Genomic DNA, 13,671 nt, shown 5'->3' on the forward strand with positions numbered 1-13,671 from the left:
GCGACCGCTCAGACCTGGTCCTCGACGTCGGCCGCACCGCGGTGCAGCAGGCCGCCGCGCGTGTAGTCCAGCGCCGGGTCGGGGCTGCCCTGCACGCGCTCGTCGGCCGCCTCGTCGTTGATCACGGCGGTGACGATGCCGCGCCAGTCGGTGCCCTCGGCGACGGCCTCGTCGGAGCCGACACGGCGGGTGACGAAGACCGCTTCGCCCTCCTCGCCGCTGTGCGAGATGATCGCGAGGACGCCGACCGCGCGGCCGTCCGGGTGGCGGACCTGCCACTCCTCGTGACCCGACGGGACCAGGAGGAACTCGAGTCCGGCGTGCGGGAAGGGGCTCTCGCGCAGCTCGGACGGCGAGCCGCTGTGCTCGGGCGCTCCGCGGGTGGGGACGCCCTCGCCGGTGTCCTCGCCGTAGCTGTGGTACGTGCTCATGGTGAACCTCCTCGGTCGGCGGCCGGTGAGGCCGCGGATCCCTCGTCGATGGGACCACCCCCATCATGGCTTCGTAGACTGGACGGATGCAGATCCCGGTGACCGGCTCCGTCCGCGTGGACGCCTGGCTGTGGGCGGTCCGCGTGTACAAGACCCGCTCGGCCGCCACGACGGCCGCCCGGGCCGGTCACGTCCGGGTGAACGGCGAGCGGGCCAAGGCCGCGCAGACCGTGAAGGTCGGCGACGAGGTCCGCGCCCGCATCGGCGGCTTCGACCGCGAGCTCGTCGTCCGCGGCCTGATCGTGAAGCGGGTCGGCGCGCCGGTCGCGGCCGAGTGCTTCGAGGACCGCACTCCCCCGCCGCCGCCGCGCGAGGCGGCGCCCGCGATCATCGAGCGCGACCGGGGCGCCGGCCGCCCGACCAAGCGCGATCGGCGGGAGATCGAGCGGCTCCGCGGCTTCTGAGGGCACCTGCTCACCGGTCTCGCGCTCGGCCCGTGATCGCGCGCCACCGCTCCGCGCGGCGGCTCGGCGGATTTTTATGATGAGGGCATGTCAGTTCTCTCAGCCCCGATCCTGCGTCTGGCAGCATCGATCCCCCTCCCCCGATCGACGCGGCGGGACCGTGGACGAACGGGGCGACTGAGCGCAGCCGTCGCGGCGATCGCGGTCGTCAGCGTCCTGATCTCGGGGAGCGGGGCGTCGGCTGCGCCCGGCGGCGGCTCGCCGGCTGGCAGCGAGCTGCCGCCAGCCTCCTTCACCCTCGTGAAGAGTCCGAGGACAGGTCTCGTCTACAAGGCGTGGGAGGTCGCTCCGGGGATCGCGGTCGCCACTCAGCCGAGCGGTGTCGGGGGGATGGCGATCTCGCCGAAGGGCCTGCGGACCCAGCGGCTCGTGAGCTCCATGCTGTCCGAGCTCCTGACGGCGGAGCCGTCGAAGAGCCTCGTCGAGGTGGTGCCGGACCTCCTCGGGGCGAGCGAGGTGAAGGGCAACAGGTTCCTGCAGGTCAACGGCGACGTCTCCGACATCCGGGTCCTCGTCGTCCCGGGGGACAGCTGGTCGTCGTCCCGCCTGAGCAGGGAGCACGCCATCGCTGGAACCGGGTCCGACTCGTTCCTCACCTTCGACCCGGACCGCATCTCGTCGTACTTCAATGAGGAGACCGGGCAGATCCGCGCCTTCTCACCGACGGCGACCTTCGCCCACGAGCTGTACCACTCGGTCCAGGCGCTCGCCGGTTCGCAGGTCGGCAAGGAGTACGAGCTCTCGATCCCCACCCCGGTGCGCAGTGGCGACCTGGGGACACCCGGCACTCCGGAGAAGGATCAGCGGGTCTTCAGCCTGGTCGACGAGCTCGTGACGCAGGGAGGACCGCGCGGTCTCGCGGCGGTGAAGGACTGGCTCCTGAGTCCCGACCCCGCAGATCCCGGCGAGGAGGCTGCAGCGGAGTCGGGAAGCGACGACTCCTACGGGGAGGCACACTTCGCGCGGGGCCCGAATCCGTTCCTGAACTTCGCACTGATGCGGGCGACGACGGAGGAGCAGGGCGCGGAGAGCGGACCCGAGCACGTCCGCGATGCTCTCGGGCGTCGAACGCGAGCCCTCGACCGGCTCGTGACGCAGCACCCCACCGAGATCAGGATCGCCGAGGAACTGCACATCCCGGCCCGCGCCGAATACGAGCCGATGGTGCGGAGGAACGGCGCCGGGACGCTCCTCAACAACGTCGGGTCGTTCGAGAAGGCCGGGCCGATCGGGCACATCGACCTCCTGTATCCGCTCAGGTCCCCCTACCTCCGATGGGAGACGACCCTCGCCGCCGTCTGGTCGCGGACGAACAGCCCCGAGGAGTCGGCACCGGCGGCCTCGGACGCCCTGTGCGTCCTCTGCGACCTGAGCCCGAGCGCCGTCGACGGCGCCGGCTCGACCGCGGCCCGCCCGAGGACGGTCCCGGGTCCCGCTCCGGAGGGTTCCGCGCCGGAGGAGGAACCGTCGCCCGAGGAGAGACCGGCTGCGGAGACGGGCCCGCCCGGGCGGGAGCTGCCGGGTTCCGGGAGGCCCCTGGCGCCGGAGGCGGGTCTGGCGGACGACGCTGCGGCGGCGCGGATGGCGGCGCTGGCGGAGCGGTTCGGCGGGGAGTACGTGCCTGCTGAGGCGCGGGCGAGCGTGTGGAAGGGGTTCGAGGCGACGGCGTCCGAGCTGATGCGGGGCTCGGTCGGGAGCGGCGAGGGCATCGCGAACGCGGTGTTCGCCGTGAAGGGACTGGTCGATGCGTTCAGCGGGGACTCGGACGCGCTGACGGACGCGGTCGCGGTCTCGGGGGTGGCCTCAGTGGTGGTCCCGGAGATGGGTCCGCTCGCGGTAGGGTTGGGGACGGTGCTGAACCTGCGGAACTTCGCCGAGACGGAGGACGGGTTCCAGCTGGCGGAGGCGGTCGTGGGTCTGGTGGCACTGGCGTTCCCGGAGCTGGGTCCGGTGGCGCTGGTGATCGCGATGCTCGATCTGTGGCTGCGCGGGTCGGACCCCGCGGAGTGCGAGTCACCGGGGCAGAAGCTGATCGACGCGTTCCAGTGGCCGGCACACGAGGCGCTGTCGCGGATGACGCGGGTCGCGGCCGAGAAGGAGCTGACCGCGGTGCGGCTGGCGCAGGACCAGATCGCCTACCGGGCCCGGTTCGCGCAGTCGCGGATCGTGCTGGATGCGGTCGCGCAGGGGTACACCGCGGAGACGCTGCCGCCGTCCGTGCAGGGCGCGATCGACGACATCCAGGTCTCCGCGAACGAGGCGCTCCAGCTGACCTGGCAGGCGGGCCTCCAGGACCTGCGCAGGACGATCCGCGTGCTCACCGATGAGGTCAACGCCGGGAAGACCTTCACCGACTTCCGTGCGCAGTGGGTCGAGTCGGTGAACGAGAAGGGAGGCCTGACCCAGTGCGGGTCCGTCAAGCACACGGTCTCGGTGGACGAGCTGCCCTCGGTGAACACGCGTCCGATCGACCCGGACGCCTATCACGGCGCCGCGGAGGCGCAGTTCGGGTCGATCACGAACGAGACCCTGGACCTGTACGAGCACGCCGAGAACAGCCTGCGCCTGTTCGACCCGTCGAAGAACGCCCTCGTCGTCCCCTCCGTCGACCCCGTCGAGGTGGTCCATGCGATCACCCGCACCGACCTGCCGACCGCCTTCACCACCACCGGCGGGCGCTCGGCGGAGCAGACGGTGTCCCTGCTGAAGGGCACGGGGACGGCGGTCACGTTCGTGAGGGTCACCGACGAGGCGACGGGCGCCGTCGTCTGCGGTGCGCAGAAGGTCGACCAGGAGGGCCTCTGGCGCTGCGATTCCGGGCCGACCCCGTTCCAGGGACCGGGGACGACCCGCGAGTACCGGCTGTGGACGTCTCCGACCGACAGCGGGGAGTACACGCGCACCGAGCACCTGCTCAGCATCAGCACCGCCGGTGCCGCGACGACCGTCCCACTCGCGTTCGACGACCTCCACGTGAACGGACGCACTGTCACCGGAATCGTCCCCGCAGGCACCTCCGTCGTCCTGCGGCATCTGCCTCCAGGGATGTCCGAGGGGTACGGCGACGGTCCGGACCTCTCCGATCCCGTCACCACCGGCGCCGACGGCGCCTTCACGCTGACCCTCTTCCCGGAGGTGGCCGGCGGACGGACGCAGATCGTCGCCGCTCGTCACGGCGAGGTGATCAGCCTCGCCGTCGATCTCGATCGGCCCGCCGCGCCCGCGCCGGCCTCAGGGCCCTCCGTGACCGCTCTGCGCACCACGATCTCCGCCGGGAGTCCGACGCTGACCCTCACGGGTGCAGGCTGGCCGATCACCACCAGCGTCGGATTCCGGCTCGACAGCGGAGGACGCTTCACCTCCGTCGTCTCCGACGAGCACGGCGGCTTCGTCACCGAGGTCACTCTTCCGGCCGCGCTCGCGACGCCGGGCAGCCACACCCTCACCGCGAGCGACACCGGCACGACGAACATCGTCCGCACCGTCACGATCGTCGTCACAGGGTGATGTCGTCGGGGCGCATCCGTCTCATGCTGGTCGAGTAGCAGCGCAGCGGCGTATCGAGACCTGCTGTTCTGAAGCAGGGTGGATCTCGATACGCCCGCTCCGCGGGCTACTCGATCAGCATGAAGGCGGGCCGCTGCCTGAGCTGCTCGATCAGCAGGGAGAGGGAGTCTCGGCGCTCAGGGAGCGAGCGCGCGCGCCCGCTCGAGGAGGTCCTCCGCGACCTCGTCGAGGAAGCGCTGCTGCAGGGCGTCGCCGACCTGGACGAAGGCGATGTCGGTGAAGCCGGCCTCGATGAAGGGGACGACACTCTGGGCGAGCTCGTCGAGGTCGGGGCCGCAGGCGATCGACTCGGCGACGTCCTCCGGGCGCACGAACTGGCTGGCGCCGGCGAAGCCGGCCGGGGTGGGCAGGTCGGCGTTGACGGACCAGCCGCCCGCGAACCAGCGGAACTGCTCGTGCGCCAGGGCGATCCCCTGCTCCTTGTCCGGCGCCCAGCAGATCGGGATCTGCCCGATCGAGCGCGACGGAGCGGCGTCGGCACCGCGGACGGCGGTCCACTGCGAGATCAGCTCGGCCTCGGGCTCGGTGGTGATCAGGTGGTCGCCGAGCGGGGCGAAGCGCTCGATCGACTTCTCGCCCGAGACGGCGAGGCCGATCGGCACGGGCTTGTCCGGGAGGTCCCAGATCCGGGCGGAGTCGACGCGGAAGTAGTCGCCCTCCCAGGTGACCAGCTCACCGGTATGCAGGGCGCGGATGATGTGCACCGCCTCCTCGAGCATGTCCTGGCGTGCGGAGACGGCGGGCCAGCCCTCGCCGACCACGTGCTCGTTGAGGTTCTCGCCCGAACCGAGGCCGAGGAGGAAGCGGTCGTCGGAGAGGATCGCGAGGGTCGCCGCCTTCTGCGCGATCACGGCGGGGTGGTAGCGGATGGTCGGCGCCGTCACGTAGGTGGCGAGCTCGATGGTCGACGTCGCCTGCGCGACCGCGCCGAGCATCGTCCAGGCGTAGGAGGCGTGCCCCTGCTCGGTCAGCCAGGGCGAGTAGTGGTCACTCGAGACCGCGAACTCGAAGCCGTGCCTCTCGGCATCGACCGCGTAGCCCACCAGCTGCTTCGGGCCGCTCTGCTCGGTCATCAGGGTGTAGCCGAATCGCACCATCGTCCGCCTCGTTCCGCTCGTCGTCGTCGCCGTGCCGGAGGGCAGGCGTCCATCATGTGCGTCCATCGTCGGGCGGGGACGGGTGGCGCCGACAGCCCCTTGCCCGCCGGGCGGGGGCGGGCTAGCGGCGCCGCGCGTCAGACGAAGCGGACGCGGTTCTGGACGCGGGTGCGGACCTCGAAGGACTCGCCGTAGCCCCCGAGGCGCGGGTCGTCGGTGCCGGAGCGCAGCAGCTGCGGGAGGAGGGAGCGGCGGAGGAGCACGTCACCCGCGTGGCGACCGCGCTCGACCTGCTCGTAGGGCTGCTCGAGCGCGTCGTCGGGGACGACGATCACGCTCGCGGAGAAGCGCACGCCGAGCTCGCGGCCGAGGCGGCGGGCGGCCTTCGAGAGCGAGGCGAGCGGCTTCTCGTCCTCGGCGAGGCCCACACCCTCGACCTCGCCCTTGCGCAGGCGGACGGGCTCGCCCCAGTCGGCCGAGGTCAGGGCGAGGAGACCGGACGGGCCGAGCACCAGATGGTCGATCTTGACTCCGCCGTCGCCGACCGCGACGTCGTTCCAGATCGTGAAGGCGATGCCGAGGGCGCCGACCAGGGAGGCCGTCGCCTCCTCCGCGTGGGCCTTGGCCAGCCAGGAGCGGACCTCGCGGGGGGCGGAGCGCACCAGCGCCGGGTCGAAGGGATCGTCGATCTCGACGCCGCGGCCGACCCACTCGCGGACGAGGCGGAGGTAGTACTCGCGAGCGGCGCCACCCGGGTGGCCGTAGGAGCGGGCGCGCACCGAGGACGCGGTCTGCTGGCGCGGCGAGCCGGTGTACGGCGCGTGCGAGGAGGCTCCGGGGGCGGGCGCTCCGCGGTCGTAGTCGACGCGGGCGCCGGCGCTGCCGATCCGCTCCCAGGCGACCTGCACGGCGTGGAACGAGGCCGCGTCTCCCCCGGTGTCCGGGTGGGTCTCGCGGAGCAGGCGGCGGTAGGCGCGCTTGAGCTCGTCCTCCGACGCGCTCGCGGGGACGCCCAGCACCTCGTAGGGGGTGCGGGCGGCGTGGCTGTCTGGCATGTGCTTCCGGAGGGTCGGGGGCGGCGGGTGAACGCCCGGTCTCCGAGCATATCGACGCCGCCCGGGCGCCCGGTGGGAGCGCGCAGTGCGCACGCTCCACGGCGCCCGGGTGCGGGTCGGCGTCCGGCCCCGGGTCAGCTGTCGGCGAGCAGTTCGCGGACGCGCGGGATCACCCGGGTGCCGTAGAGCTCGATGTTCCGCATGATCGCGGCGTGCGGTAGGGTGCCGGCGCTGTACTTGAGGTCGAAGCGGTCGATGCCCAGGGCGCCGACCGTGTTCGCGATCTTCCGGGCGACCGTCTCGGGAGAGCCGAGGTGCAGCGCGCCGTCGGGGCCCGCCTCCTCGGCGAAGCGCTCGCGGGTGAGCGGGGCCCAGCCGCGCTCGCGGCCGATCGAGTCGAGCATGCCCTTGTAGTGGCCGAAGTACAGCTCCTGCGCCTCCTCGTCGGTGTCGGCGATGAAGCCGGGCGAGTGCACGGCGACGGGCAGGCGCGGCTGCTCGAGCTGGTCGAGGGCGCGGCCGAAGAGGTCGACGTAGGGGCGGAAGCGGGCGGGAGCGCCGCCGATGATCGCGAGGACCAGCGGGAAGCCGAAGCGCGCGGCGCGGACGACCGACTCGGGGCTGCCGCCGACGCCGATCCAGGTGCGCAGGCGGCGGTCGCCCTCCATCGTCGGGTAGACGCTCTGCTCGGTCAGGGCCGGGCGGACCGTGCCCTGCCAGGTGACCGGGCCGCCCTGCACGAGCTCGTGGAACAGCTCCAGCTTCTCCTCGAAGAGCACCTCGTACTGGGAGAGGTCGAGGCCGAAGAGCGGGAAGGACTCGGTGAAGGACCCGCGGCCGAGGATGACCTCGGCGCGGCCGTTCGAGAGCCCGTCAAGGGTGGCGAAGCGCTGGTAGACGCGCACGGGGTCGTCGGAGGAGAGGACGGTGACCGCGGAGCCGAGGTGGATGCGCTCCGTCCTCGCGGCGATCGCGGCGAGCACGACGTCCGGGGCGCTGACGGCGAAGTCGGCGCGGTGGTGCTCGCCGACGCCGAAGAAGTCGAGGCCGACCTCGTCGGCGAGGACGCCCTCCTCCACCACGTCGCGCAGGACCTGGCCGTGCGAGAGGAGCGTGCCGTCGGCCGCGGCCGTGACGTCGCCGAAGGTGTCGACACCGAACTTGATTTCATGCGTACTCATGGACTTTGCAACCTCCGAGGGTCGGGGACTATTCCGGCGGCGACGGCCGGCTCGCGGTAGGCCAGCCCCAGCGAGGCGACGGTGTCGTGCGCGTTCAGGCCGCTGGGGTTGGGCAGCACCCAGAGCGGGGCGCCGGCGATCGGCTCGTCCTGCCGGCCCTGGCGCGCCTTGGCCCGACCGAAGGCGGCGCGGTAGGCGGTGATGCCGACCATCGCGACGGCGGCGGGGCGGACGCGCTCGACGGTGCGGACCAGGCGCTCGGCGCCGGCGCGCAGCTCCTCCGGAGTGAGCTCGTCGGCGCGGGCGGTGGCGCGGGGCGCGAGGTTGGTGATGCCGACGCCGCGGTCGGTGAGGGCGCGGCGGTCCTCGGCGGTCATCCCCTCCGAGACGCGGAGCACGCGGTCGAGGATGCCGGCGGCGGCGAGGGCCGGGTAGAAGCGGTTGCCCGGGTGCGCGAAGTGCGCGCCGGTCGCGGCCGTCCAGAGGCCGGGGTTGATGCCGACGAAGAGGAGGCGGACGTCGCCGTCGAGCAGGTCCTCGACGGTGCGGTCGCGGTACGAGGCGAGCTCGGCGCGGGAGAACGGCATGCGGCCATCCTGCCGTGCGGGCCGCGCGGACGGTGGCAGCATGGGGACATGACGAACGCATCGCAGGACCACCCGATTCAGCACGGCAGCGACGACGCACCCCTGGACGAGAAGCTCCGCGGCATCCTGCTGCAGGTCGCCGGCGATGCCGAGCTCCGGCCGGAGGAGGACGTCGAGGCCCTGCTGCGCCAGCGCCTGCGCGACACCCGCATCGAGATCGCGGAGGAGCACATCGCCGGGCTCGCGCGGCGGATCCCCGGGCTGACCCAGCGCGGCGGCGGCGACCTGAGCCCCGGCGCGCACTGAGCGTCGGCATCCCCTGAAGCGCGGCGCGTCACTCCGGCAGCGCCGGTCCCTTCCGGTGGTGGTCGAAGACCAGGCTCGTCCGGGTCGAGGCGACCGCCGGGTGCGCCGAGAGGTTCGACACCACGAAGTCGCGGATGTCGTTCGAGTCGCGCACGGCGACGTGGAGGAGGAAGTCCTCGGAGCCGCCGAGGAAGAACAGCTGCACGACCTCGGGCAGCGCGCGGATCTCCTCGGCGAACCGGGTGATCGCCTGCCGCTGACCGGCGCGGATGTTGACGCTGATCAGTGCCTGCAGGGTCAGCCCGAGGGCCGCGGGGTCGAGCTCGGCGGTGAAGCCGGTGATGATGCCGCGTTCGACGAGGGAGCGCACCCGCGAGACGCAGGTGGAGGGCGCGATGCCGGCCTGCTCGGCGAGGCGGCTGTTCGGGGTGCGGGCATCGGCCCGGAGCAGGCGGACGAGGGTCCGGTCGATCGGATCGAGGTCGCCGAGGTCGTGCAGATCCTGCGGTCTCATGGCGGCACGGCTCCTTCTGATCACGGATCCTGCGGTGAACGCTTCGATTCTCGACGATCCTGCGGATGTTCTCCCGTTCGAAACATGATCTTCGCACGATAGGGGCAGTCCACCGCGAAGGAGCAGTCATGCGCATCGGCATCCCCACCGAGATCAAGAACAACGAGAACCGCGTGGCGGCGACGCCCGCCGGAGTGCACGAGCTCGTGCGACGCGGGCACGAGGTGCTGGTCGAGGCGGGCGCCGGGCTCGGCTCGCGGGTCTCGGACGAGGACTTCGCCGCCGCCGGCGCCCGGATCGTCGCGGGGCCGGACGAGGTCTGGGGCGAGGCCGACCTGGTGGTCAAGGTCAAGGAGCCGATCGAGGCGGAGTACCCGCGGATGCGCTCCGGGCAGATCCTCTTCACCTACCTGCACCTCGCCGCCTCCCGCGCGTGCACCGATGCGCTGCTCGCCGCCGGCACCACCGCGATCGCCTACGAGACCGTGCAGCTGCCCGATCGCCACCTGCCCCTCCTCTCGCCGATGAGCGAGGTCGCCGGGCGGCTCTCGATCACCGTCGGCGGCTACCACCTGATGCGGGCGGCCGGCGGGCGAGGCACCCTCCTCGGCGGAGTGCCCGGGACGCCGAAGGCCAAGGTCGTCGTGATCGGCGGCGGCGTGGCCGGCGAGCACGCCGCGGCGAACGCGCTCGGCATGGGCGCCGACGTGACCGTGGTGGACCTGTCGATCCCGCGGCTGCGCGAGCTCGAGGCGCGCTTCGACGGGCGGATCCAGACGCGCGCGTCCTCGACGTACGAGATCGCGGCGCAGATGGCGGAGGCCGATCTGGTGATCGGGTCGGTCCTGATCCCGGGTGCGCGGGCGCCGAAGCTCGTGACGGACGAGATGGTGGCGACGATGAAGCCGGGCTCGGTGCTGGTCGACATCGCGATCGACCAGGGCGGCTGCTTCGAGGGATCGCGGCCGACGACGCACGACGACCCGGTCTTCGCGGTGCACGACAGCGTCTACTACTGCGTCGCCAACATGCCCGGCGCGGTGCCGGAGACGTCGACGCGGGCGCTGACGAACGCGACGCTCCCCTACGTCGTCGCGCTGGCGGACCGCGGCTGGAAGGCGGCGCTCGCGGCGGATCCGGCGCTCGCGAAGGGGCTCAGCACGCACGACGGGCAGGTCGTGAACGCGGCGGTCGCCGAGGCGTTCGGGCTGCCGGCGGCGAGCCTCGAGGGGCTGCTGGGCTAGGCGGCCTGCAGGCCCAGGGTCTCGACGATCTGCGCGATCTCGTCCTCGGGAGCGGCCGCGAGGTCGACGGTGACGTGCCGCTCGTCGTCGCCGAGCGGCTCCAGGGCCTCGAACTGCGAATCCAGCAGGGCGGGCGGCATGAAGTGGCCGGTGCGCGCGCCGAGGCGGTCGGCGATCAGCTCGCGGGTGCCGGCGAGGTGCACGAAGACGAGGTCGTCGCGGCGGAGCACGTCGCGGTAGCGGCGGCGCAGGGCGGAGCAGGTGACGACGACGGAGTCGCCCCCGCTCACGAGAGAGTCCACGCGGGCCGCGATCGTCGCCAGCCAGGGGGCGCGGTCCTCGTCGTCGAGCGGGACGCCCTCGGCCATCTTCGCGACGTTCGCGGCGGGGTGGAGCTCGTCGCCCTCGACGAAGGTCCAGCCGAGGCGGTCGGCCAGCAGGGTGGCGATCGTGGACTTGCCGCTGCCGGAGACGCCCATCACGACGAGGGCGCGGACGGGAGTGGCGGAGGGACTGGCCGATGCGGTCATGACCTCGATTATGTCCGACGAATAGCTGGTCGGGCGAGGCGTGCGCCGGAATACTGAGGGCATGGACGGACCGCGCTCGCTGCACGAGGCGGTGCTCGACGAGCTCGGGGCGCAGATCGTGCAGGGCGCACTGGCGCCCGGGAGCGCCTTCAGCGCGGACGAGCGGGCGGAGCGCCGCGGGGTCTCCCGCTCGGTGATGCGCGAGGCGGTGCGGGTGCTGGAGTCGCTCGGGCTGGTGGTCTCGCGGCGGCGGGCGGGGACGCGCGTGCAGCCGCCGGAGTGCTGGAACGCGCTGGATCCGCGGGTGATCGGCTGGAGCCTCGACGGGCCGGATCGGCAGGTGCAGCTGCATCGGCTGAGCCAGCTGCGCCTCGGTGTCGAGCCGCTGGCGGCGCGGCTCGCGGCGGAGCACGCGACGGCCGGGCAGCGGATCGCGCTCGCCGAGGCGGCGGGCGGGATGTCCGAACACGCTCGGGCTGCCGATCAGGCGGCCTACCTCGCCGCCGACGTCGTCTTCCACCGGACGCTGCTGGCGGCGTCGGGGAATCCGATGCTCGCGCAGCTCGGCGACCTCGTCGCGGAAGTGCTCGCCGGGCGCACGCGGCACGCGCTGATGCCGCGCGAGGCGGACTCGGAGGCGGTGGGGCTGCATCGCGCGGTCGCCGCCGCGGTGGCGGAGGGCGACGGCGAGGCGGCGGAGGCGGCGATGCGCGCGATCGTCGAGGAGGCGGACCGGGCGGTGCAGGCGGGGTGAGCGCGGGGGCGGGTCGCGGTCGGCGGGTCTCGATACGCCCTGCGGGCTACTCGACCAGCATGCACGGCAAGCCGCTCCCGACGGGGCGGGTCTCGATACGCACTGCGGGCTACTCGACCAGCATGCGGCGGGACGTCGTGCCGTGGAATCCGCCAGCAGGGCTCTCCGCATGCTGATCGAGTAGCCCGCGGAGCGGGCGTATCGAGATCCATCAGCGTCAGTCGACCTGTCTGCAGACCCGTCCTTCTGGTGACGGTGGGTCTCGATACGCCCCTGCGGGGCTACTCGACCAGCAGGGGTCGGGCTGCTCGAGCGGCCCGGCTCGGGCTGGTCGACCGGCGTGACTCGGGTGCTCGACCGGAGGGGGCGGTCGGGCTGCGAATGGGGTGGGGCGGGTTGCTGTGCGGGCCGGCGGGGCGCACAGTGGAGGGATGGCCGAGGGATACTCCTCCGCGCAGGTGCGGGCCGCCGAGGCGCCGCATCTCGCGCGTCGAGAGCCGCTGATGCAGCGGGCAGCGGACGGGCTCGCGCGCGAGCTGCGGGCCGCGCTCAGCACGCGCCGGGACCGGCGCGGTGCGGGCAGCGTGCTCGTGCTGGTCGGGCCGGGGAACAACGGCGGGGACGCGCTGTACGCGGCGGCCGAGATCTCCTCCTCCGGCAGCGACGTGTCGCTCGTGCTGACCGCCGACAGGGCGCACCAGCGCGGACTCGCCGTCGCGCTGGACGACGGCTGCGGCCGCGTCGCCGCCGACGACCCGGCCGCCCTCGCGGCCGCCGTCGCCCGCGCGGACGTGATCGTGGACGGGATCCTCGGCATCGGCACGGCGGAGCCGGCGCTGCGCGGGCGGCCGCGCGAGGTGGTGGCGACGGTGATCGAGGCGCTCGGACGACGCGAGGACGCGCCCGTCGTGGTCGCCGTCGATCTGCCGAGCGGGATCGGGCCCGACGACGGCGCGGTACCGGACCAGACCGTCCTGCCCGCCGACGTGACCGTGACCTTCGGGGCGATCAAGGCGGGGCTGCTGCTCGAGCCCGCGCGCTCCTACGTCGGCCGGATCCGGCTCGTGGACATCGGGCTCGGGCCCGACCTCGCCGGGGTCGAGCCGATCGTCAGGACCTAGAGCCTCGGCCTACGCCTGCGCGCCGCGGGTGAGCAGGTGCGCCCGCTCGGGGTGCTGGTCGAACCACTGTCCGACGTACCAGCACATCGGCACGATGCTGCGGCCGCTCGTCGCCTCGATGTCGTCGACGGCGAAGGCGACCAGCTCACCGGCCAGCCCCTGGCCGCGGTGCGGCGGCGAGGTGAAGGAGCGCACGAGCGAGACGCTCTCGTCGTTCTCGTGGAAGTCGAGGACGCCGACGAGCGCCCCGTCCTGGTGCAGCTCGTAGCGGGACGCGTGGTCCGCCCGGCGGAAGTCCTTGGCCATCTCCCCAGGGTAGGCCGCTCGCGCTCCGCACGGCCGGGGTGGTCAGGATCCGTCGCCGAGCAGATCGCCGTCGACGTAGTACCAGCGGCCGTCCTCGCGGAGGAAGCGGCTGCGCTCGTGCACGAGCCCCGGCCCCTCCGACGAGCGGTAGGAGGCGCGGAACTCGACGAGCCCCTCCGCGTCGTCCTCGCCGCCGAACGAGGTGTCGACGATCTGCAGGCGCCGCCAGCGGACGTCGTCGTCGAGGTCGACGCGCTTCGGCCGGGTGGACGGGTGCCAGCTGGACAGCAGGTAGCCGGCGCTGCCGAGCACGTTCGCGCTGTAGCGGCTGCGCATCAGGCGCTCCGCGGTCGGCGAGGGCGTCTCGCCGAGGTGGGCGGGGCGGCAGCAGTCGGCGTAGTGGCGGCGGCTTCCGCACGGGCAGGCGTCGGCGGGGTGCATCCGGACAGTCTCG

Annotated in this window: 15 protein-coding genes; 6 read left to right on the plus strand and 9 right to left on the minus strand. The window is 73.0% G+C overall.

All coding sequences use genetic code 11. From position 1 onward, the window contains the following. Window positions 1-8: 8 nt before the first annotated feature. Window positions 9-431: a hypothetical protein gene (locus tag EDF43_RS09105; RefSeq protein ID WP_123735907.1), complete on the minus strand. Its 423-nt coding sequence runs from the start codon at window positions 429-431 to the stop codon at window positions 9-11. Window positions 432-517: 86 nt separating this feature from the next. On the opposite strand from EDF43_RS09105, the gene EDF43_RS09110 reads away from it, so the two are divergent. Then, window positions 518-895, plus strand: coding sequence for a S4 domain-containing protein (locus EDF43_RS09110; RefSeq protein WP_123446113.1), 378 nt, complete (start codon window positions 518-520; stop codon window positions 893-895). Window positions 896-982: 87 nt separating this feature from the next. After that, on the plus strand, window positions 983-4,462 hold the full coding sequence (locus EDF43_RS09115) for a hypothetical protein (protein ID WP_132436377.1): 3,480 nt from the start codon (window positions 983-985) through the stop codon (window positions 4,460-4,462). A gap of 176 nt (window positions 4,463-4,638) precedes the next feature. On the opposite strand, the gene EDF43_RS09120 is transcribed toward EDF43_RS09115, so the two are convergent. The 4 genes from EDF43_RS09120 to EDF43_RS09135 all read right to left on the minus strand — a co-directional run bounded on the left by EDF43_RS09120 (window position 4,639) and on the right by EDF43_RS09135 (window position 8,442). Continuing rightward, a complete protein-coding gene (locus EDF43_RS09120; protein WP_123446112.1) occupies window positions 4,639-5,619 on the minus strand; it encodes a TIGR03557 family F420-dependent LLM class oxidoreductase in 981 nt (326 codons plus the stop codon). Window positions 5,620-5,756: 137 nt separating this feature from the next. Further along, the gene (locus EDF43_RS09125) at window positions 5,757-6,674 is read right to left on the minus strand and encodes a J domain-containing protein (RefSeq protein WP_132436379.1); all 918 of its coding nucleotides are present in this window, start codon (window positions 6,672-6,674) and stop codon (window positions 5,757-5,759) included. Between the two features lie 134 nt (window positions 6,675-6,808). After that, entirely contained in the window at window positions 6,809-7,855 is a 1,047-nt protein-coding gene (locus tag EDF43_RS09130; protein WP_132436381.1) for an LLM class flavin-dependent oxidoreductase, read from the minus strand. Continuing rightward, window positions 7,852-8,442: a mismatch-specific DNA-glycosylase gene (locus EDF43_RS09135; protein WP_132436383.1), complete on the minus strand. Its 591-nt coding sequence runs from the start codon at window positions 8,440-8,442 to the stop codon at window positions 7,852-7,854. The genes EDF43_RS09130 and EDF43_RS09135 overlap by 4 nt, the downstream gene beginning before the upstream one ends. 48 nt (window positions 8,443-8,490) lie before the next feature. Here EDF43_RS09135 and EDF43_RS09140 point away from each other — a divergent pair, with 48 nt between their 5' ends. After that, the gene (locus EDF43_RS09140; protein ID WP_123446108.1) at window positions 8,491-8,748 is read left to right on the plus strand and encodes a hypothetical protein; all 258 of its coding nucleotides are present in this window, start codon (window positions 8,491-8,493) and stop codon (window positions 8,746-8,748) included. 28 nt (window positions 8,749-8,776) lie between these two features. Here the strand turns inward: EDF43_RS09140 and EDF43_RS09145 are convergent, their stop codons facing one another. Continuing rightward, a complete protein-coding gene (locus EDF43_RS09145; protein ID WP_123446107.1) occupies window positions 8,777-9,262 on the minus strand; it encodes an Lrp/AsnC family transcriptional regulator in 486 nt (161 codons plus the stop codon). A gap of 128 nt (window positions 9,263-9,390) precedes the next feature. Here EDF43_RS09145 and ald point away from each other — a divergent pair, with 128 nt between their 5' ends. Then, a complete protein-coding gene (gene ald, locus EDF43_RS09150; RefSeq protein ID WP_123446106.1) occupies window positions 9,391-10,506 on the plus strand; it encodes an alanine dehydrogenase in 1,116 nt (371 codons plus the stop codon). Here ald and EDF43_RS09155 read toward each other — a convergent pair. After that, complete coding sequence (locus EDF43_RS09155; RefSeq protein ID WP_132436387.1) at window positions 10,503-11,036, minus strand: gluconokinase; 534 nt, start codon at window positions 11,034-11,036, stop codon at window positions 10,503-10,505. The two genes, ald and EDF43_RS09155, sit on opposite strands and share 4 nt — an antisense overlap. A gap of 61 nt (window positions 11,037-11,097) precedes the next feature. Here EDF43_RS09155 and EDF43_RS09160 point away from each other — a divergent pair, with 61 nt between their 5' ends. Together EDF43_RS09160 and EDF43_RS09165 are read left to right on the plus strand one after the other, a co-directional pair. After that, entirely contained in the window at window positions 11,098-11,790 is a 693-nt protein-coding gene (locus EDF43_RS09160; protein WP_132436389.1) for an FCD domain-containing protein, read from the plus strand. A 431-nt stretch (window positions 11,791-12,221) separates the two neighbouring features. After that, window positions 12,222-12,911 (plus strand): NAD(P)H-hydrate epimerase, encoded by a 690-nt coding sequence (locus EDF43_RS09165; RefSeq protein ID WP_132436391.1) that lies wholly within the window; start codon window positions 12,222-12,224, stop codon window positions 12,909-12,911. Window positions 12,912-12,920: 9 nt separating this feature from the next. Here EDF43_RS09165 and EDF43_RS09170 read toward each other — a convergent pair whose 3' ends face one another. Both EDF43_RS09170 and EDF43_RS09175 read right to left on the minus strand, forming a co-directional pair. After that, window positions 12,921-13,217, minus strand: coding sequence for a GNAT family N-acetyltransferase (locus EDF43_RS09170; RefSeq protein ID WP_123706542.1), 297 nt, complete (start codon window positions 13,215-13,217; stop codon window positions 12,921-12,923). A gap of 42 nt (window positions 13,218-13,259) precedes the next feature. Continuing rightward, window positions 13,260-13,658, minus strand: a complete 399-nt coding sequence (locus EDF43_RS09175; RefSeq protein ID WP_123446101.1) for a YchJ family protein — start codon at window positions 13,656-13,658, stop codon at window positions 13,260-13,262. Window positions 13,659-13,671: the final 13 nt, after the last annotated feature.

Source organism: Rathayibacter sp. PhB179, from assembly GCF_004345345.1.
Lineage (GTDB): Bacteria > Actinomycetota > Actinomycetes > Actinomycetales > Microbacteriaceae > Rathayibacter > Rathayibacter festucae.

Excerpts from the sequence above, each read along its gene's own strand:
- EDF43_RS09105 (WP_123735907.1), bottom strand. The coding sequence starts at position 431 with ATGAGCACGTACCACAGCTACGGCGAGGACACCGGCGAGGGCGTCCCC.
- EDF43_RS09110 (WP_123446113.1), top strand. The coding sequence starts at position 518 with ATGCAGATCCCGGTGACCGGCTCCGTCCGCGTGGACGCCTGGCTGTGG.
- EDF43_RS09115 (WP_132436377.1), top strand. The coding sequence starts at position 983 with ATGTCAGTTCTCTCAGCCCCGATCCTGCGTCTGGCAGCATCGATCCCC.
- EDF43_RS09120 (WP_123446112.1), bottom strand. The coding sequence starts at position 5,619 with ATGGTGCGATTCGGCTACACCCTGATGACCGAGCAGAGCGGCCCGAAG.
- EDF43_RS09125 (WP_132436379.1), bottom strand. The coding sequence starts at position 6,674 with ATGCCAGACAGCCACGCCGCCCGCACCCCCTACGAGGTGCTGGGCGTC.
- EDF43_RS09130 (WP_132436381.1), bottom strand. The coding sequence starts at position 7,855 with ATGAGTACGCATGAAATCAAGTTCGGTGTCGACACCTTCGGCGACGTC.
- EDF43_RS09135 (WP_132436383.1), bottom strand. The coding sequence starts at position 8,442 with ATGCCGTTCTCCCGCGCCGAGCTCGCCTCGTACCGCGACCGCACCGTC.
- EDF43_RS09140 (WP_123446108.1), top strand. The coding sequence starts at position 8,491 with ATGACGAACGCATCGCAGGACCACCCGATTCAGCACGGCAGCGACGAC.
- EDF43_RS09145 (WP_123446107.1), bottom strand. The coding sequence starts at position 9,262 with ATGAGACCGCAGGATCTGCACGACCTCGGCGACCTCGATCCGATCGAC.
- ald (WP_123446106.1), top strand. The coding sequence starts at position 9,391 with ATGCGCATCGGCATCCCCACCGAGATCAAGAACAACGAGAACCGCGTG.
- EDF43_RS09155 (WP_132436387.1), bottom strand. The coding sequence starts at position 11,036 with ATGACCGCATCGGCCAGTCCCTCCGCCACTCCCGTCCGCGCCCTCGTC.
- EDF43_RS09160 (WP_132436389.1), top strand. The coding sequence starts at position 11,098 with ATGGACGGACCGCGCTCGCTGCACGAGGCGGTGCTCGACGAGCTCGGG.
- EDF43_RS09165 (WP_132436391.1), top strand. The coding sequence starts at position 12,222 with ATGGCCGAGGGATACTCCTCCGCGCAGGTGCGGGCCGCCGAGGCGCCG.
- EDF43_RS09170 (WP_123706542.1), bottom strand. The coding sequence starts at position 13,217 with ATGGCCAAGGACTTCCGCCGGGCGGACCACGCGTCCCGCTACGAGCTG.
- EDF43_RS09175 (WP_123446101.1), bottom strand. The coding sequence starts at position 13,658 with ATGCACCCCGCCGACGCCTGCCCGTGCGGAAGCCGCCGCCACTACGCC.